The sequence below is a fragment of the Streptomyces camelliae genome (genome assembly GCF_027625935.1).
Taxonomy (GTDB): Bacteria; Actinomycetota; Actinomycetes; order Streptomycetales; family Streptomycetaceae; genus Streptomyces; species Streptomyces camelliae.
The window spans coordinates 440769-459860 of record NZ_CP115300.1; the positions used below are offsets into that span (position 1 = coordinate 440769).

The following is a 19092-nucleotide window of genomic DNA, read 5'->3' on the forward strand; positions in this document are numbered from 1 at the left end:
TCGTCTGCGGTGCCGGCCACGGCCGTACGGCAGCAACGGACCGACCGGGCCGTCCCCGAGTGCACCGGCTTGCCAGCCCTCCCCCCGCGCATCGGCGCCGCTTGTTCGAGTGGGGTCGTGTACGTCGTGCGGCGGCGCCGCTGCTCGCTCGGCCTGGTGGCTCGCACAGCATTGGCTGCGTGTTCAGTTCGGCGAACAGCCGGGGGCTCAGGGTGCGATCGGCAGCCGACACGGTGGGCCACCGCTTCGGCCACTGCGCTCTTGCTCACCAGGGGGAGATTCGTGTCCAGCCGTGTTCAGCCGGTGCAGCAGGCCGACCCGCGCCGCGTAGGTCACTACCGCGTCGTAGGACGGCTTGGATCCGGCGGTATGGGCACGGTGTATGCCGCGCTCGATGCCGCGGGAGAGCGCATGGCCGTCAAAGTCGTCCATCCAGCGCAGGCTGCAGACGGTGAGTTCCGTGCTCGCTTCCGGCGGGAAGTACAGCTCTCCCAGCGGGTCACGGGTCCGTGTCCGGTGCCGATCCGCGATGCCGACACCGAAGCTGAGGTTCCCTGGCTTGCCACGCCTTCGTTCCCGGCCCCACCCTCGACCGGCATGTGACGGTCAGCGGTCGCCTGGCCGGAGCCCCCTCTGTACGCGCTAGCCGCCGGTACCGCGGCCGCACTTTCCACGGTCCACGCCGCGGGCATCGTCCATCGGGACGTGAAGCCGCAGAACGTCATCCTCGCCCCGTCGGGGCCGCACGTACTGGACTTCGGCATCGCCCACGCGCTCGACGGTACTTCCGTCACGCGCACCGGCGTGATGACCGGCACGCCGGGCTGGATCAGCCCCGAGCACTACCGCACCGGCGCTGTCGGCCCGGAAGGAGACGTGTTCGCTTGGGGAGCTCTCGTCGCCTACGCCGCAACCGGCCGTCTTCCTTTCGGCAGTGGCGCTGCAGACGCTGTGACGTTCCGCGTCATGTCGAGTGAGCCGGAGTTGGAAGGCGTGCCGACCGACCTGCGACGTCTGGTCGAGCAGGCCCTGGCCAAAGAGCCGTCCGATCGTCCGACTGCCACCGAGCTCGCACGTGAGTGCACCGAGTTGCTCGCCGCCCAGACAACTGCCGTCGTCGTGCCCAGCGGCCAGCAGCCTACGCTGGTATCCGATCTGGTCAGCCTGCACTGGGACCTGGCGGCCGAAGACGAGCCTGCTTGGCCTGTCCCGTCACATCGCGCCAGCCACATCCGGCTCTATCTGGCCGTCGCCGCCGCGGCCGCCGTCCTCGGCAGCGTCGGCGGTGCCCTGGCCGCCTCCCAGTCATCCGGCGCCGCCCGAGGCAAGAGCCCAGCGCCGACCAACCGGACGACCACAGCCGCCACCGCTGCCGCTGCGGTTCAGGGGTCCACCCCGCAATCAAACGGCCCTACTCCGTCTCGCTCCGAAGAGCGGGCCGCCTCGCAGATCCCGCAACAGGTAGCTGTTCCCTCCCCCGCATACACCCGCAGCGACGACGCGCAGCCCACCATCGACGAATGGGTGAACGCGCGAGTGCCGGCCACGCCGGCTGAGAAGACGGCCGCCCAGCAGCTGACCGACGACACAGCCTCCGTGCTTCGGGGACAGCAGTACATGGGCGACAGCATGACCGTGACCTTCAACCCCGAGGCCCGGACCATGTTCGTCACCTTCGGCCCAGGGACGTATCCCGAAGGGCAGGACTACCACGACGACATCAACTGGACCGACGTCGTCCGCGGCCTCATGTTCGGCAGCTGTTCCGAAGCCCAGCAAGACTTCCACAACGACATCACCTGGCCCTACGGCCGCGCCGTCGTCGTCTACCGCGAATCCATGGCCAGCCCCGTCATCGCCGACTTCCGCGACGTCACCCACATCGACAGCTGTCGCGTATAGACGGCACAGCCCCTCCGTACAGCCGGCGAAGAAGACCAGGGGAGGGCGCGCACGCCCATTGCTCACCGCAGGAGCGGCCGAAGCCGTTCCCACTGAGTACCCGTCAGATCACCTCTGTCTCCTGCAGTCCTGCCGACGACTGGGCTGATCGTCAGGGCGCTGTCCAGGGCGTGGTGATGCTCGGCACTGACGCTGCATACGGTAGAGGGCCCGGCGGAGTGAGAGGACGCAAAGCGTGGATGTGTATGAGGCCGTGGACAGTCGCCGTGCTGTGCGGGCGTTCAGCGATGAGCCGGTGTCCAAAGAGATACTAGAACGAGTGCTGGCTGCCGCGACGCGGGCTCCGTCGAGCGGGAACCTCCAGCCGTGGCACGTATATGTGGTGACCGGCGAGCCCTTGGCCAAACTGAAGAGGCGCGCGACGGCCAGGGCACTGGCGGGAGATCCGGGCGATGACCGGGAGTATCCGATGTACCCGGCCGAACTGACGTCGCCGTATCTGGACCGTTTTTCCGCCGCGGCCGCCCAGCGATACCAGGCGTTGGGAATCGAGCGCGACGACCCCGACAGGCCCAAGCGGATCGCCGCCTTGAACTCGGAGGCGTTCGGGGCGCCGGTCGTCCTGTTCTGCTACCTCGACCGGGCCATGGGGCCCGGGCAGTGGGGGGACGCGGGGATGTACTTGCAGACGGTCATGCTGTTGCTGAGGGCGGAAGGGCTGCACAGCTGCCCCCAGGTGATGTGGACCATGTACCGCAAGACCGTCAGCCAGACAGTCGGAGCCGATGACGGGCTCGTACTGTACTGCGGCGTCTCGGTGGGATTCGAGAAGGAAGGCGTGCCACGGCTGCGTACCGGGCGGGCGGACATGGCGGAAACAGTGAGCTTCATCGGAGTGTGAGCGCGTGGTCGCCAAGATCCACAGGACAGACCATCTCCACAGCTCAGCGGACCGAGCCGGCGAGGTTGCAGTCGACCGCGGCGCGTTCTGGGCTCCGTGAGATCGCCGCCGGGACAACCCGAGTGAGCCACCTTCCAGCATCGCGAACAACCGTGAGCGGAGGTGCAGTTGAGCCATCCCAACGGGTGTGGTCCGGGCTGCGGAGCAGGGCGCGTCCATGCCGGTGCTGATCAAGCTGACCGGACATACGTCGGTTCGAAGCCTCACGAAGTACGCGCGGGTGTCCGATAAAGGTCTCCCGAACTCCTTGTGCGAAGCGGCATTTCATGGCCTGTTCCAGGGGCCGGTACGGTCTGATTCATGGAGTGGAGCTTTCAGGCAGCCGAAAAACTCGCGGCCGCTTTGCGTGCCGGTGAAGTGACCTCGGCGGAACTGACCGAAGAGGCGATCGCCCGTATCGAGCGGGACGACAAGGCGATCAACGCGATCTGTGTGCCGGACTTCGACCGTGCACGGGCCGCCGCGCGCGGTGCCGACCAGGCGCGCGCCCGCGGTGAGGACCGGCCGCTGCTCGGCATTCCGGTGACGGTCAAGGAGTCCTACAACATCGCCGGGCTGCCCACGACCTGGGGCACTCCGCTGCACCGGAACTACATGCCAGCCGAGGACGCGGTGCAGGTGTCGCGGCTCAAGGCCGCAGGCGCGGTGGTGCTCGGTAAGACCAATGTGCCCCTGGGACTGCAAGACATTCAGAGCTTCAACGAGATCTACGGCACCACCAACAACCCCTGGGATCACGGTCGCACGCCGGGTGGATCCTCCGGCGGATCAGCGGCGGCCCTGGCATCCGGATTCGGCGCGCTGTCCATCGGTTCCGACATCGGCGGTTCGTTGCGCACCCCCGCACACTTCTGCGGTGTCTACGCGCACAAGCCGACACTCGGGCTGGCGGCGAACCGCGGTATGGTCCCGCCGCCCGCGCCGGCACTGCCGGTCGACCTTGACCTCGCCGTCGTCGGTCCGATGGCGCGCACTGCCCGCGACCTCACGCTCCTGCTCGACGTCATGGCCGGACCGGACCCCCTCACCCTCGGTGTGGCCCACGACTTGACGCTGCCGCCCGCGCGCCACGAACGGCTCTGCGACTTCCGGGTCTTGGTCCTCGACACGCATCCGCTCATTCCGACCGGGTCCGCTGTGCGGGCGGGCGTGAACCGGGTGGCCGACGCGCTTGTCGACGGCGGCGCCCGCGTCCAACGGCACAGTCCGCTGATGCCCGATCTGACCGAAGCCGCGGTGCTCTACATGCAGTTGCTGTTTTCGAGCTCCGTTGCGCGTTTTCCCGTCGAAGCGTACGAGCAGCTGCGGACCCTCGCCGCCGGACTGAGCGCAGACGACCAGAGCCTCGATGCGGTGCGGCTGCGCGGCATGGTGTTCAGCCACCGCGACTGGATCGAGGCGAACAGCCGTCGCGAGCTCCACCGCCACGGCTGGCGGCAGCTCTTCGCCGAGTTCGACGCCGTGGTGTGTCCCATCACGCCCACTCCCGCGTTCCCGCACGACCACAACCCCGATCTGATGGAACGCCGGATCGACATCGACGGCGTCGAGTACCCGTACTTGGACCAGCTCGTCTGGGCCGGTCTGGCCACCATGCCCGGCCTACCCGCCACCGCCATACCGGCGGGCCGGTCCCCCGAGGGCCTGCCGGTGGGAGTGCAGCTCATCGGTCCGATGTTCGAGGATCGCACCCCGCTGCGGCTGGCCGAACTGCTTGAGCAGAAGATCGGCGGCTTCCAGGCACCGAAGTAGGGCGTACTACCGGGCGTCCGTCGAGGACGAAGTGCCTCCAGGCAACCGTTGTTGATGCGATGCTCCAGCTGAGGGGTCCCTCTTCCGTGTCGCGCTCGACCTGCGGGACTGTATCGGTCCCGCCTCGCTGCCAGAGCCGCTGCAGTCCGTCGCGTCGGCCGATCTCCTTGATCCGTGCGGCGATCCTGTCCTGGAGGCGCCACAGGGCCTCCTCAGCGTCGGCGTCGGCGTCGGCGTCGGCGTCGGCGTCGGCGTCGGCGTCGGCGTCGGCGTCGGCGTCGGCGTCGGCGTGAACGTGCCCGCGGTAGCGTCCAAGGTCCATTGGGCGTCGTCACCCGGTGCACTCGCCCGGAGCGGTTGGGCGGTTCGTCGCGGTAGGAGAGCAGGAAGCATTGCCCGCCCGGCGCGGTCACGACGCACAGGCCGTCGACGTTGTGGACGCGGTCCTGGAGACCGCCGTCGCGCTCGCGGCCGAGCACGGCCTGGCGAGAGTGACGATGTCACACATCGCGAAAGAAGCCGGGATCGGGCGCGCGACGCTGTACACGTACTTCCCGGACGTCCAGTCGATCCTGATCGCCTGACATGAACGCCACATCGCCGCGCGCCTGGCCCGGCTCGCCCAGGCCCGGGAGCACGCCGACGGGCCGGCGGAAGAGCTCGAAGCGGTCCTGCGCGAGTGCGCGCACATCACCCACGTGCGATGCGATGACGGCGAGATCGCCGCCCTCGGCCACCGGGACCAGCACGTCGTCCAGCTCCAGCGGCCATTGCACGGCCTGGTGCGCGGCATCATCACCGGAGCGGGCACCGGCGGGCTCGGTCCATGACGACGTCTCCCCCGGCGAAATGGCCGGTTATTGCCTGCGCCCCGCCCTCAACCTGTTCCAGCAGGCAGCGCACCACCTCCAGTTCCCCAGCACGATGGTCTTCCACCACCTGGTCAAGGAGGCCGAGGCGTTCGCGGCCGGTCTTCCCGACGTCGCCGCGCAGCTGCACACGGACGCCCCGGAACCGTACCCGAGCGTGGTCTGGGCCGATGGGCGGTACGACGATCCCCGACGGCCCACCGGCGGTGCGTGCTGGGCGAGTTCGCCGACGGAAGGTGAAGCCGCGTCAGCTTGTGGGAAGGCTGAACGTGTAGCCCTGCCCGGTCAGCCAGGGAAGCAGTTGGCGCAGAGCTGCTACGGTCTGGCTACGGTCGCCGCCGCCATCGTGCATGAGGATGATGCCGCCGGGACGCAGTTCCTGCTTCGCGGTGGCAAGGATCGAGGCGACACCGGGGCGCGACCAGTCACGGGTGTCGACGGTCCAGCCCAGCGGGCGTAGCCCGGCTTGCACAGCTATCTGGCGGTTATCGGGGCTGAAGTCACCGCCGGGGGCACGAAACCACCTGATCTGGGTGCCTGGCCCGCCAGCCTTGCTGATCATGTCCTTGGCCGCGGTGATCTCGTGGACCTGCCGGTCGTGCGGGAGGGTGCGCATCGGTTGGGGGTGGTCCACGGTGTGGTCACACAGCCGGTGGCCGTCGGCGATGATGCGCTTGACCAGGGCGGGGTTCGCGGCCGCCTGTGTGCCGATCTGGCAGAAGGTCGCCTTGACGTGGTACTGCGCGAGCAAGTCCAGGATTTGGCCGGTGGCCGTCCCTGGGCCGTCGTCGAAGGTGAGTGCCACGGTCCGGCCGCCCGTCGCCGTGCTGTAGGCGATCGAGGCACTCGGGGCGTTGCCATGGGTGGCGTGCGCGCTGTTGTCAGATGCGGCGCTTGCGCTCGTACTGATGCCGGCCAAGGCGAATGAGACGGCAATCGTGCAGCCGACAACCGCACGGCGCAACAGGCGGACGGAGTCTGGATTCGGCATGCCGTACTTACTCCTGGCATTGCTGGCCATTCAGGGATGGCGACGACGGGTCCCCACGACGATGACCGAATGTCTGACCGAAGCAAAGCATTCGCCGATATTTGGGGCTTTTGTCACAACTCGATACATGGTGACTGCGTGTTTCGGCATGGATACTCTCCGGTGACCGGAGACGAATGCTGGCCGCGGGCTCGGGCTGCTCCTCTCAGACGGTCCCACGGTGATACGAACGCAGCCGGGCTGCTCTGACCTGGTGCGCTTGCGCTTCGTCGGGGCACCGGGTGCACGCCCGGCCCGCACCTGTCGTGGCACCCTGTCGCCGGGCCGGAAGCCGTAGAATCTCGGCTCGAACCGTGCTTCCACTCAGGTTCCAGCGCGCTCTTCACTCGGGCCCGGTTCTCCGGCGCCTGGACGACCGACGGATCTCATGCTCGCCCCTGAAGATCCTCTGCCTCAGCCACCGTACGTTCTCCTCGCAGGCGGCCCAGTCGATGCCGTCCCGGTCGAGCGAGGCGAAGTCACACCCCAGCAGAACGCAGACCGAGGTGCGAGTCATACCTCGACGAGGTCGGGTCTCGGCCTACGGGTCCGGGTGGTCAATGCGGCCGACCACGCTGGCCTGGTCGCGAAAGTAGTCATGGGTCGGTCAAGCAATTCGGAGGGCGGCAATGCCGTACTCCAGAGCCGATCTGCTGCCTCCTGGGCGAGCGGCCAGCAGGAGGAGGTGGCAGCACCCTGGGCTGGATCTTTGTAGTGAGCCAGCGGCTTCATGTTCCCCCTCGCTGTCCATCACAGGCGAGTGTTGCACTGCCTTCCCGTAGCTGCCGGGCTGTGAGCTCGATGCGCAAGCGTGTGAGGTATTCAGCGGTCCCTGGCCGACCGTGGCCTTGAAGCGGGCGGCCAGAGTGGACCGGGACACCGCGGCGGCGCGTGCCGGTTCGGCCACCGTCCAGGTATGCGCCGGATCGCGGTGCAGGGAGGCCAGTGCCGTGGTGACCAGGGGATCTGCGAGGCCGGCCGGCCACCCGGACACCGCACGCGGCTCGCGTGCGAGGTGCACACGCAGCAGATGGACGAGCATGACGACAGCGAGATGCTCTGCCACCAGCGTCGCGGCCACCGGCCGGTGCATCAGCTCCTGGTCGATCGCGGTCAGCGCCCATTTCACCGTCTGCGCATGCGGGGTGCCGGTCCATACGGAGAGGTGATCGATGGCGTGGATCTCACCCGCCGACGTGCCGTGGTCACCGGCGGCACCTCGGGCGTCGGCGCTGAGACCGTCCGGGCTCTGGCCACCGCTGGTGCGCAGGTCGCGATCGCGACGCGCCGCCCGGAGTCCGCCGAGCCTCTCGTCCGGGAGCTTGCGGCCTCGTCGCGAATGCCGGGATCATGGGCCTGCCCGCGCGTGTCCTCACCCCGGCCAGCTGGGAGCTGCAGCTTGCCACCCATCACCTCGGTCACTTCGCTCTGGCCACCGGCCTGCATCCGGCTCTGCGGGACGCCGGCTCCGCCCGCCCCGGGCGGCCTACGGGCAGTCCAAGTCCGCCGACATCCTGTTTGCGGTAGGCGCCCGCCGTCGGGCGGCCGACGGAATCACGGCCACGCGCTCAACCCGGCTACGTCCTCACCCTGCCTGCAGCGCCGCCTCGACGACGACACTGCATCGCCCACTCCGTGGGATACGGATCCGAAAGTGCCCTCAGCGTCGCCTTCAAGAGGATCGTCGGAGTGCCTCCCAGCGACTGTCGCAACCATCCGAGCCCTGATCCATCTCATCGAGGAGCTGCGGTTCGGGGCTTTGAGCCGGCAACGACAGGCCTCCGACCGACTTGCAGCCTGCGTCGAACGGGCGTGCGCGGCATCCCTGTACCGCAGGCATGAAATTCTTCCGGCCTCGCGGCCGAAGTGACGCCGGTCAGAAGAGGAGAGGTCCCTTGGCCCGAGCCTCCGCCCTGCCCAAGGCCGGCCGCTCCGCCGAGGCGGAGGCCGAGGCACGTGCAGTGGCCGCCGTCCGCTGCCGGGCGAGCGACGGTTCAACGGCATCGGTGGCACTGAGTTTTGCTGCGTAGCAGCGTGTCCTGCCAGGGTCGCGGCGCCGAGGCCGCCGACGGCTCGCGCCACGGCCGGGGGTTGCGCTTCGCCGGTGGACCTCGCCCGATGGGACGAGGCCGTAGACCTGTGACCATCTGGGATGTCTCCGCCGCCACCTCGTGACCTCACGCCCCACCCGTGCCGTTCGGTGACCGTGTCCCGTGACGAGTGGTCAGGGGTCAGCCGCGCGTACAGCTTTAAATCCTCCCCTGCCGCCTCGACCGTCTTCTCCCGCCCCATTGTGTTGCTCCTTGCGCCCCCTTACTGTTCGACTTTGCCTGAGTCTGTTTGATGTTGATTGCTCAGGCGGTATGGAGGCCGCAGTGCGGAGTAATCGGTTCGGTTCAGAAGCTGCAAGACCTGGTCGCCGTCGGTGGTGGAGGCCAGTACTCGCGACGGCCGCGACCGTCGCCCTGGCCGCGGGCATGACCGCGCCCGCCGTGGCGCGGGACGTCGGCGGGCAGCCACCCGCCACCGCGTCCGCCGCCAGTCCGCGGGCGCACACGGTGAGTCTCGACGGCTATTCGTTCCTCGTCGACGGCAAGCGCACCTACCTGTGGTCCGGCGAGTTCCACTACTTCCGGCTCCCGAGTCCGGACCTGTGGCGCGACATCTTCCAGAAGATGAAGGCCGCCGGGTTCAACTCCACCTCGTTGTACTTCGACTGGGGATACCACTCGCCGAAGCCGGGTGTGTACGACTTCAGCGGGGTGCGTGACGTCGACAAGCTGCTCGACATGGCCCAGGAGGCCGGGCTCTACGTGATCGCGCGCCCGGCACCGTACATCAACGCGGAGGTCGACAGCGGCGGTCTGCCCGGCTGGATGACCACCAAGGCCGGGCACAACCGCAGTGACGACCCTCAGTTCCTGAAGTACGCGGACGAGTGGCTGACCCAGATCGACCGGATCATCGCCCGCCACCAGCTGACCAACGGCACCGGGTCCGTCATCGCCTACCAGGTCGAGAACGAGTACTACAACGGCTCGGCCGCCGGCCGCTCCTACATGAAGCACCTGGAGGACAAGGCCCGCGCCGACGGCATCACGGTACCGCTGACCGGCAACAACAACGGCACCTTCAACTCCGGTACCGGCGCCCTGGACGTCGACGGACCGGACTCCTACCCGCAGGGCTTCAACTGCTCGAACCCCTCGAAGTGGAACGGCGTCCCCGACATCAGCTACGACCACCCAGCCGGCAAGCCGCTGTACTCGCCGGAGTTCCAAGGTGGCGCCTTCGACCCCTGGGGCGGGCCGGGCTACGACAAGTGCGCCCAGCTGATCAACGACCAGTTCGCCAATGTGTTCTACAAGCAGAACATAGCCGTCGGCGCCACCGCGCAGAGCTTCTACATGACCTACGGCGGCACCAACTGGGGCTGGCTGGGCATGCCGGAGAACTACACGTCGTACGACTACGGGGCCGCGATCCGCGAGAACCGCCAGCTCGATCCGAAGTACTACGAGGACAAACTGATCGGGTACTTCACGCAGTCGGTCGACCCGCTGACCAAGACCGAGGCGATCAGGTCCACGCCGCCCGACGACTCCGCGGTCGTCGACACCGCCCGGATGAACCCCGACACCAAGACCCAGTTCCACGTCCTGCGGCACGGGAACTCCACGTCCACGGCGGTCGACAAGACCCACATCTCGCTGGACTTCAACGCCCAGCCGTCCGCGGACACCACCTACACCTGGGACGACCCCGACTCCGCGCTGCAGTACGCCGGTTCGTGGTCGCACGTGGCCGACCAGAGCTACACCGGCGGCGACTACAAGCACACCGAGTCGTTCTCCAACAAGGCCGGTGACTCGCTCACCGTCCCCTTCGACGGCACCGCGATCCGCTGGATCGGCTCGAAGACCAACAACCACGGCTACGCCGACGTCTTCCTCGACGGCACCAAGGTCGCGACGGTCGACGACTCCGGCGGCGAGAACCAGGCGGTGATCTTCCAGAAGACCGGGCTGACGCCCGGAGCACACACACTGAAGATCGTCGTCAACGGGAACCACAGCTCAGGGTCCACGGACAACTACGTGTCCATCGACGCCATCGACGTACCGACGGCCGCCAACGCGACGCCGACGTACCCGGTCGTGCCGCAGCAGCCGGGGACCGCGATCACCCTAGACGGGCGCGACTCGCACGTGATCGTGGCGAACTACCGGCTCGGGGACTCACAGCTGCAGTACTCGACGTCGGAGATCATGACCCACGCGACCATCGGCAACCGGGACGTCGCCGTACTCTACGGAGACTCGGACAGCGACGGCGAGACCGTGCTGCGCTACTCCTCCAAGCCCACCGTGACCAGCAGCGGCGGCACGCTCACGACCACGTGGGACGAGGCCACCGGTGACCTGCGGCTGAACTACGCGCACAAGGGCCTGATCCGCATCAGCATCAGCAGCGGCGGAAAGCGCCCGCTGCTGCTGCTCGTCGGGGACAAGGCCACGGCGGAGACCTTCTGGCGTCAGGACACGGCGACCGGCCCGGTGCTGGTGCGCGGCACCCACCTGCTGCGGACGGCGACCAGCCTGGACGACGGCCACACCGTGGCGCTCACCGGCGACAACGCCGATGACAAGAACATCGAGGTGTTCACCTCCGCCGACCATGTCACTTGGAACGGCAAGGCATTGGACACCCAGGCCACCGGCGCAGGAAGCCTCGCCGGGAAGATCCCGGTGGCTGCGCCGGTACACCTGCCGACGCTGACGAACTGGAAGCACGCCGAGGAGTCCCCCGAAGCGACCCCCGGTTTCGACGACTCCAGTTGGCAGGTGGCCGACAGGACGACCACCAACAGCGTCTCCGGCATCAACTCGCTGCCTGTGCTCTACGCGGACGACTACGGGTTCCACACCGGCAACACGTGGTACCGCGGCCGCTTCCGCGCCACCGGCAAGGAGACCGGCATCCACCTGGTCTCGGACTCCGGCGGAAACGCGCAGGCGTTCTCCGCTTGGCTGGGCGGCACCTTCCTGGGCAGCTCCACCACAGGCAGCGCCGACTTCACCTTCCCGGCCGGTTCGGTGAAGTCGAAGGGCGACAACGTCATCTCCGTGCTCACCGTGAACATGGGGCATGAGGAGGACTACAACTCGACCAACGGCAACAAGACCGCGCGCGGCCTCACCAGCGCCTCCCTCGTCGGGGCACCGCTGACCTCCGTCACCTGGCGACTGCAGGGCGTACGGGGTGGCGAGGACCTGCAGGACCCGGTGCGCGGCCCGCTCTCGACCGGCGGCCTGTACGGCGAACGGGCCGGCTGGTCCCTCCCGGGTTACCCCGACGAGAACTGGAACCGGGTGTCCCTGCCGACGACCGACACCCGTCCCGGGGTCTCCTGGTACCGCACCGACGTCAACGTGGACCTGCCGCACGGTCAGGACACCTCGCTCGGCCTGACGTTCACCGACGACCCGTCACGCAAGTACCGTGCCACGATCTTCGTGAACGGCTGGCAGGTCGGCAACTACGTCAACTACCTCGGCCCGCAGCACACCTTCCCGGTGCCCAACGGCATCCTGAATCCGAACGGCCGGAACAGCATCGCCATCGCCGTGTGGAACCTGGACGGCAGCACCGGCGGGCTCGGCAAGGTCTCGCTCACCAACTACGGCAGCTACGCCTCGTCCCTGCGCGTCACGCAGAACGCCAGCCCCCGCTACGACCACCGGACGTACGCGATGCCGAAGCGTCCGGGAGCGGATGTCACCCTGGACGTGCCGGACACCGCTCAGTCGGCACAGGCCTTCACGGCCGAGGCGACGGTGCGGGTACCGAAGGACCGGTCGTCCGCATCCCAACTGACGGCCTCGCTCTCCGTACCCGATGGCTGGAGCGTGAGCGCCACGAGCCCCACGTCGGTCAAGCGCGTGCAACCCGGCGAATCGGCCACCTTCACCTGGAAGGTCCAGCCGCCGGCCGGGAAGCTGCCCTCCGCCTCGGCACTCACCGCCACGGTGCACTACCTGCAGAACGGACGGCAGGCCGCCGGCGGTGACGAGCGCATCGTCGGCGGGATCCCGTCGGCTCCGCCGGCCGGGAAGAGCGCTGTGAGCGACCTGCCGTTCCTGTCGTCCACCAACGGGTGGGGTCCGGTGGAGCGCGACACCAGCGTCGGCGAACAGGCGGCCGGAGACGGCCGTCCGATCAGTATCGCCGGAGTCGGTTACGCCAAGGGCCTGGGCACCAATGCGGTCAGCGACGTCGAGCTCTACCTCGCCGGACAGTGCTCCCGGTTGACGGCGGACGTCGGTGTCGACGACGAGACAGGCGGTGCGGGAACGGTGACGTTCTCCGTGATCGCCGACGGAAAGACCTTGGTGACCACGCCGACGCTCCGCGGCAAACAGGCCGCGGTGCCGATCGACGTCGACGTCAGCGGCGCCCAAGTGGTCGACCTCAAGGTCGGTGACGCCGGCGACGGCAATGGCAACGACCACGGAGACTGGGCGATGCCGACGCTGACGTGCGGCTAGATGTGCAGCTGACGGACGCCTGCGACAGTGGGTCCCGGATCTTCTGTCGCAGGCGTTCAAAGGGGGTCCCGCCGGCCCCGGCGATCTGACGCGAAGGAGAACTCCAACGGCGTGCTCCAGCCCACTCCGTCTCCGCCTCAGGGACCCGGACACGCGGAGCCCAAGGGGGGACCGTCCTGGGGACGCCAGTTGTCGACGACGGCGCCGTGGAGCAAACGCGAAGCAGGTGGTGACGGCTGCCCAGTCGGCTTCCTACGGACTCCTTCGGCCGTCGCGGCATCGAGACCAGAACAGCGGCTCCAAAATCCGAGGCCGTTCGCCACGCTCTGCCAGAATCCCGGCGCCTGGTTCGTACAACAGCGGCCCGGGCGCCGAGGGTCGGGATGAACGCGAGGGCCGAGGCTTGTCTCGGACCGTGGCGGCCCGTGAAGCTTCCCCCAGGGCACGGGCCTCGATTCATACGGGCTGTAGGTAAACCACGCTGTGCTGATCGGCTCCTGCCACTGGTCGTGCTGGTCCCCGGCTCTGATCGGTTTGCCCGCCGGTACGTCGACCGCGCAGTGGTTCGCGGTGAGCATGTACCTCGCCTTGGCGGTCACACGACACCTAAGCCCAGCGTGCAGTTCTCCATTGCAGCCGTCCCGTTCATTGCCGGCAGCTCACCTGGCGCGTAGGCCGCCTTCTCCACCTCGATGCGTACCGACGGCGCGTGCCATCGGACCGGCTCCCCGACCGGGGCGCGGGCCCTGCTGCGGAGCCTGTGAACGCCTCCACGCCGACGAAGACGTACACGCCGCTCCTCATCAGCCATGACACCGTGCGCGGCGACCTCCGCTCGGGGCGCGATGAGGTCCTACGGGTCACAGCGGCACCCCTGGCGGTGACCCACGGGGTGATTGCGGCGCCGGCAACTCGTACCTCCGCTGGGCGCTGAGGATCCCCCCGGCGCCCTCTTGCTACCGAGAGACTCACGCTCCCATGTGAGCCCAGATTCTTGACCCTGAAGTACAGAATTGGCTAGCCTAGCGCTCATGGGCAGGCCCAAGCAGTTCGATCCACAAGCCGCCGTTGGCGAGGCTATGGAAGTCTTCTGGCGCAAGGGGTATGCCGCAACCACGCCGCAGGACCTGGTGGACGCTCTGGGTATCGGCAAGGGGAGCCTGTATCACGCCTTCGGGAGCAAGCGGCAGCTTTTCCTGCTCGCACTGCGGCGGTACGGCGACGCCCAGGTGGCCGCATTGGCGGAGCGGTTGCAGGGGTCGGGGTCGGTCAAGGACAAGCTGCGCACCGCGCTGCGGGATCTGGCGCAGTTCGATCTCACGGACCCGTATCTACGCGGCTGTATGGCTGTGAACACGTCGGCCGAACTGATCGGCGCAGGCGAGGAGGCAGCCGCCGTAATCCGCGGCGTGTTCGACCGGATTGAAGGCGCGCTGCTGGCGGCGGTCGAGGAGGGCCTGCGCACCGGGGAGATCGACTCGCGCCGCGATCCGCAGGAGATCGCGAGCGGGTTGCTGGCCACCATCCTCGGCATGCATGTGCTGGCCAGGACCGCCGACGGCCCCGAACGCCTGACGCGGATCGTCGCCGCGGCTATCGCGGCGCTGTAACACCGTCCAAGCCCCTGCTGAAAACACCATCCAGTCCGTGGCGAAACGGGCACACTCTCACCACACCACAGAGGTGGTAGTCGTGGTCAACATCGGATTCTTCGTACGTATAGAGGCCAAGCCCGGCCACCAGGCCGCCGTCGAAGCACAGCTGAAGTCGGCCCTGCCACAGGTCGAGGCGGAGCCCGGCACCGTCGTATGGATGGCCCTCCGCCTGGGCCCGACCACCTATGCCGTCGTCGATGCCTTCCCCGACGAAGCCGCTCGCCAGGACCACCTGGAGGCAGGCCGCGCACGGTTGGCGGCCCATCCCGAGCACTTCGCTGTGCCACCAGTCATCGAGACCACGGACGTCATCGCCGCCAAGGTGCCGACCGCCGGCATCGGTTGCCCTGAGCCAGCCAAGCGGTAGCGCTGTGCCGGGCGTCGCCCTCGTCCTCGGGCGCGACGGTGTCCTGCAGATCGATGACGACCCGGTCGGCGCCGGCCGACGCCGCCTTGTCGAAACGGTCGCGCCTGCTGCCGGGGACGAACAGCAGGGTGTGGCGGTGGCGATGCCGCCGACATCGAAGCGCTACTCCCCGACGCACCACTGGTGATCGTCGGCGAGGGCACCAACGAAATCCAGCGAAATGTCATCGCGAGCCAGTTGGTCATGTGCGGAGGACTCGACGTATGAAGATCGTCGATCTGTGGTCCCTGCAACCGGACGGGCCGCCGCCACCACGGGTGTCCACGGCCACGCCGGTCTGCACGTGCACCGGGGAGACACCGACCAGCGGCGCTGCCTGCCGCATGTTCTGGCACGCCAAGCGATGACGACCTGAGGGCTGTCCGGCAATCGGATCACCTGTCTCACCGTAGGGTGTGCGAGGCGGTGCGCTGAGTGCCGTTGGGATGGCCGCGAGGGAGTGCACCGTTGGACCGAAACCCCACCTGCTGCTTCTGTTTCCTGATCATCGATCTTGAGCAGGACCCGGGAGCGACCAAGCTCCAGCTTGGTGCGGTTGACCCGGAGCGGGCCGGTGGCATGCAGCAGCAGGTCTACTCACACTCAAGCTGCCTGCGCGAACGGGTCCACGCGAATGTCGACCTCTGGTGGGAGATGTAAGGACCAGGGGAGGCGGCCTCGGATGCTGATCAAGGGGTGAAATGGGGTCACGTCCGCGGGAGTGGTGTATCGACGGCCACTCGGTGATCTCTTCTTTGAGGCTATGCGGTGAGTTCCGTCGGGATGACTGTGTCGTCGGTTTCTGACTCGATCGGGTGGAGGCGGGCCTTGGCCAGCAGGTCGAGTCCCATGTAGCGGCGGGCTTCGGTCCACTCGTCGTTCTGCTCGGCCAGCACCGCGCCGACCAGGCGGATCAGGGCGGTGCGGTCGGGGAAGATGCCGACCACGTCGGTGCGGCGGCGGATCTCCTTGTTGAGCCGTTCCTGCGGATTGTTCGACCAGATCTGCCGCCAGATCTCGCGCGGGAACGCGGTGAACGCCAGCACATCGCCCTGAGCGGCGTCCAAGTGGGCTGCCGCCTTGGGGAACTTGGCCTCCAATGCGTCCAGGACGTGCCGCATCTGGGACTGGACTGCATCGATGTCGGGTTGTTCGAAGACGGTCCGCAGCAGCGTGGCCACCCACGGCTGGGCCGACTTGGGCACCTGGCTCAGCAACGCGCGGGCGTAGTGAGTACGACATCGCTGCCAGCTCGCGCCGGGCAGGGTGGCCCCGATCGCGTTGACCAGGCCCATGTGCGCGTCTGAGATGACCAGTTGGACGCCCGATAGGCCGCGGGCGATCAGGGAGCGCAGGAAGGCCAGCCAGCCGGCGCCGTCCTCGGCAGTGGCCACGTCCAGGCCGAGAATCTCACGGTGCCCATCGGCGTTGACGCCGACCGCGATCAGCGCGTGGACGTTGATGATGCGGCCGCCCTCGCGAACCTTCTGCGTGAGCGCGTCCACCCAGACGAACGCGTAGGGGCCGGCGTCCAGGGGCCGGTTGCGGAACGCGGCGACCTGTTCGTCGAGATGCTTGGCCATGGCGCTGACCTGGGACTTCGACAGCTGGGTGACGCCCAGGCTCTCGGCGAGCTTCTCCACTCGGCGGGTGGAGACGCCGAGCAGATAGGCGGTGGCGACCACGCTGATGAGGGCCTGCTCAGCCCGGCGGCGACGCTCCAGCAGCCAGTGCGGGAAGTAACTGCCCTGACGCAGCTTGGGAACGGCGAGTTCGACGGTGCCCGCGCGGGTGTCCCACTCGCGAAGGCGATACCCGTTGCGATGGTTGACTCGCTCGTCGCTGACCTGCCCGTATTCAGCATTGCAGAGGGCATCGGCCTCGGCGGACATGAGCGCGTCCGCGAACGTCTTGACCATCGCGCGCAGCAGATCGGGACTCGCCGCTGCGAGGTTGTCCTCCGCGAGGGCGTGCAGGGGCAGACTGTCGGGTGCGGTCATCGTGCTGATCTCCTTCGTGACTCGACATCTCGAAGATCAGCCGGTGGCCGTTCATCTATGCGGGCGTCACCCCGACGCGGGAGCAAACCCCCGGATCAGGTCGAACCCGTACACCACTTCCCAGGACGCAACCTGAAATGTCTTGGCGGGTGATCGCCGATGGCGGATACCGGGGCACCGGCCTGGTCATCCCGCACCGTCGCGAGCGCGGCCTGGCCGACCTCCCAGCCTGGAAAGAGGAGCACAATTCATTTACGGGACAGTGCTCAGGAAAGCTGCCCAGCTGGACTCCCCTCTGCATGAGCGCAGGTCCCTCCCCCTCTGGCCGGATGAGGACCATGTCGGCCTGTTTGTTGAACCTCTGAGCCGGATGCCACGTACCAGTCACGGCGAGTGGCACTGTGCCGCCCGCCGTGCCGCCAGGGAAACGGGTCGGCGGGGACACGCATGTCGCAGGTCGCTTGGGTGCTGCGCCTCCCAAGTCGTCGGCGGCGCACGGTAGATCGTGGGCTCAGAGGAAGGATCGAACGATTCCAGTGGATTCGAGTCGTACGGTCGGCAGTTCGCTCGACTTGACCACTCCAACAGGGCAGGAGGCTACGACGGGCGAAACACGCGTCCGTCGGCAAGTGCTGGGCCTGGATGGTCTCCGCGGCCTGGCTGCCCTCTATGTGGTCCTGTTCCACTGCTGGCTGTACACCTTCCCGGGGTATCCCGACAGTTCGGCACCTCCATGGCTGGAAGGACTGATGTTCGGGCGCCTCGCCGTCGTCTTTTTCCTGGTGCTGTCGGGCTTCTCCCTGGCGATCTCTCCCGCGCGTCACGGCTGGCGGTCGGGTGGTGTCAGCCAGTTTCTGAGCCGTCGCGCCTGGCGCATCCTGCCTCCGTATTGGGCAGCACTCACCATGAGTCTGGCCATTTCCTGGTCATTGGTGCCGGCTTCGCACTCCGGATCTCCTACCGGAACGTCAATTCTGGTGTATGGCCTCGTTGCACAGGACATCCTCACCGCTCCGACACCGAACGGCGCATTCTGGTCGATCGGAGTGGAAGCCGAACTCTATCTCCTCTTCCCTCTTCTCCTCCTTATCCGGCGAAGGTCGAGCGCGGCGGTCCTGGTCGCGTGCGTGACACTTCCAGTGATCGCCCGTGGCCTGATGGCAGCGGGCGCATCCCCCGTGGAGGGCGACAACTGGCTCGCTCCACATCTCGCTCCCGTGTTCGTCGCAGGCCTGGTAGGCGCAGGCATCGTCGTCGCGTCTGACAGAGTTCGAAGCCTGCCCTGGGGACGGTTCGCTGTCCTGGCCGCCCTGCCTGTCCTGGCTCTCAGCGTCATTCAGGGTTCTGTTTGGACGGTGAACCACTACTTCTGGATCGATCTCGCCATCTCTCCCGCCATGGCAATGCTGCTCGCCGCAGTTGCCACCGGCAGACCCGCCATCCTGGTACGGCTTCTGACCACGCGCCCCATTCGGAGCCTCGGCAGCTTCTCCTACAGTCTCTACCTGATCCATCTGCCGATCGTCATGACCGTAATTCGCCGAGTGGCCCCGCATTTTGTCTCGCCCGGCCTGCCCGTATTCTGGTTCACTCTTATCGTGGCCCTGCCGGTTTCAGTGCTCGGGGCATGGCTCTTTTCCAAGATCTTCGAGATACCGTTCAAGCGGAACAGGTCATGGAGATCTTTGATCGAAGTCCTACCCCGAGGTCGCCTGCGCACCGGGGCCGGACTCCCCCGGTGACGGCGACGGAGGCGGTCCATTCTCGGCATGCCTGGGCGCGGACCGCGTCCTGCTGTGCGTAAGGGCGGCGGTCTCCAGCAGGTCGTCCCGAAGCTCCCGGGTAACACTGCCGGCCTCAAAGTCGACGAGGTCGTGGCGGTGGGCGTCGTGCGCTTCCGCCAGGCTCCTGTGGTCCGAGATGAACATGCGTCCGGCCCGCAACTACGGGGGAGAGCAGCGGGCCGGAC

General features: G+C 67.6%; 12 protein-coding genes and 4 pseudogenes. 12 read left to right on the forward strand and 4 right to left on the reverse strand.

Annotation, left to right across the window (positions count from 1 at the left end):
* The first annotated feature begins 690 nt into the window (after positions 1-690).
* The 5 genes from O1G22_RS02120 to O1G22_RS02140 all read left to right on the forward strand — a co-directional run bounded on the left by O1G22_RS02120 (position 691) and on the right by O1G22_RS02140 (position 5445).
* Positions 691-1902: a serine/threonine protein kinase gene (locus O1G22_RS02120; protein ID WP_270086294.1), complete on the forward strand. Its 1212-nt coding sequence runs from the start codon at positions 691-693 to the stop codon at positions 1900-1902.
* Positions 1903-2137: 235 nt separating this feature from the next.
* Positions 2138-2803: a nitroreductase gene (locus O1G22_RS02125; protein WP_270079691.1), complete on the forward strand. Its 666-nt coding sequence runs from the start codon at positions 2138-2140 to the stop codon at positions 2801-2803.
* 360 nt (positions 2804-3163) lie between these two features.
* A complete protein-coding gene (locus O1G22_RS02130; RefSeq protein WP_270079692.1) occupies positions 3164-4615 on the forward strand; it encodes an amidase in 1452 nt (483 codons plus the stop codon).
* Between the two features lie 392 nt (positions 4616-5007).
* Positions 5008-5199: a helix-turn-helix domain-containing protein gene (locus O1G22_RS02135; RefSeq protein ID WP_270079693.1), complete on the forward strand. Its 192-nt coding sequence runs from the start codon at positions 5008-5010 to the stop codon at positions 5197-5199.
* Positions 5200-5313: 114 nt separating this feature from the next.
* Complete coding sequence (locus O1G22_RS02140; protein ID WP_270079694.1) at positions 5314-5445, forward strand: hypothetical protein; 132 nt, start codon at positions 5314-5316, stop codon at positions 5443-5445.
* Positions 5446-5731: 286 nt separating this feature from the next.
* Here the strand turns inward: O1G22_RS02140 and O1G22_RS02145 are convergent, their stop codons facing one another.
* Both O1G22_RS02145 and O1G22_RS02150 read right to left on the reverse strand, forming a co-directional pair.
* Positions 5732-6505 (reverse strand): polysaccharide deacetylase family protein, encoded by a 774-nt coding sequence (locus tag O1G22_RS02145; protein WP_270079695.1) that lies wholly within the window; start codon positions 6503-6505, stop codon positions 5732-5734.
* 764 nt (positions 6506-7269) lie between these two features.
* Positions 7270-7646: pseudogene (locus tag O1G22_RS02150) on the reverse strand (AraC family transcriptional regulator); the annotation flags it as partial.
* 6 nt (positions 7647-7652) lie between these two features.
* Here O1G22_RS02150 and O1G22_RS02155 point away from each other — a divergent pair.
* From O1G22_RS02155 to O1G22_RS02170, 5 genes and pseudogenes are all read left to right on the forward strand, one after another.
* Positions 7653-8135 (forward strand): annotated as a pseudogene (locus O1G22_RS02155) (SDR family NAD(P)-dependent oxidoreductase); the annotation flags it as partial.
* A 2-nt stretch (positions 8136-8137) separates the two neighbouring features.
* A pseudogene (locus O1G22_RS44475) lies at positions 8138-8236 on the forward strand (helix-turn-helix domain-containing protein); the annotation flags it as partial.
* 755 nt (positions 8237-8991) lie between these two features.
* Complete coding sequence (locus O1G22_RS02160; protein WP_428986307.1) at positions 8992-13062, forward strand: beta-galactosidase; 4071 nt, start codon at positions 8992-8994, stop codon at positions 13060-13062.
* 1031 nt (positions 13063-14093) lie between these two features.
* Positions 14094-14672, forward strand: coding sequence for a TetR/AcrR family transcriptional regulator (locus tag O1G22_RS02165; RefSeq protein WP_270079697.1), 579 nt, complete (start codon positions 14094-14096; stop codon positions 14670-14672).
* Positions 14673-14754: 82 nt separating this feature from the next.
* A complete protein-coding gene (locus O1G22_RS02170) occupies positions 14755-15084 on the forward strand; it encodes a putative quinol monooxygenase (protein WP_270079698.1) in 330 nt (109 codons plus the stop codon).
* Here O1G22_RS02170 and O1G22_RS02175 read toward each other — a convergent pair.
* Together O1G22_RS02175 and O1G22_RS02180 are read right to left on the reverse strand one after the other, a co-directional pair.
* Positions 15026-15265 (reverse strand): aldolase/citrate lyase family protein, encoded by a 240-nt coding sequence (locus O1G22_RS02175; RefSeq protein WP_333492210.1) that lies wholly within the window; start codon positions 15263-15265, stop codon positions 15026-15028. The two genes, O1G22_RS02170 and O1G22_RS02175, sit on opposite strands and share 59 nt — an antisense overlap.
* Positions 15266-15884: 619 nt before the next feature.
* Entirely contained in the window at positions 15885-17123 is a 1239-nt protein-coding gene (locus O1G22_RS02180) for an IS256 family transposase (protein WP_270079380.1), read from the reverse strand.
* 152 nt (positions 17124-17275) lie between these two features.
* Here O1G22_RS02180 and O1G22_RS02185 point away from each other — a divergent pair.
* Positions 17276-17371, forward strand: a pseudogene (locus tag O1G22_RS02185) (IS5/IS1182 family transposase); the annotation flags it as partial.
* Positions 17372-17752: 381 nt separating this feature from the next.
* Positions 17753-18865, forward strand: coding sequence for an acyltransferase family protein (locus tag O1G22_RS02190; RefSeq protein WP_270079700.1), 1113 nt, complete (start codon positions 17753-17755; stop codon positions 18863-18865).
* Positions 18866-19092 lie beyond the last annotated feature (227 nt).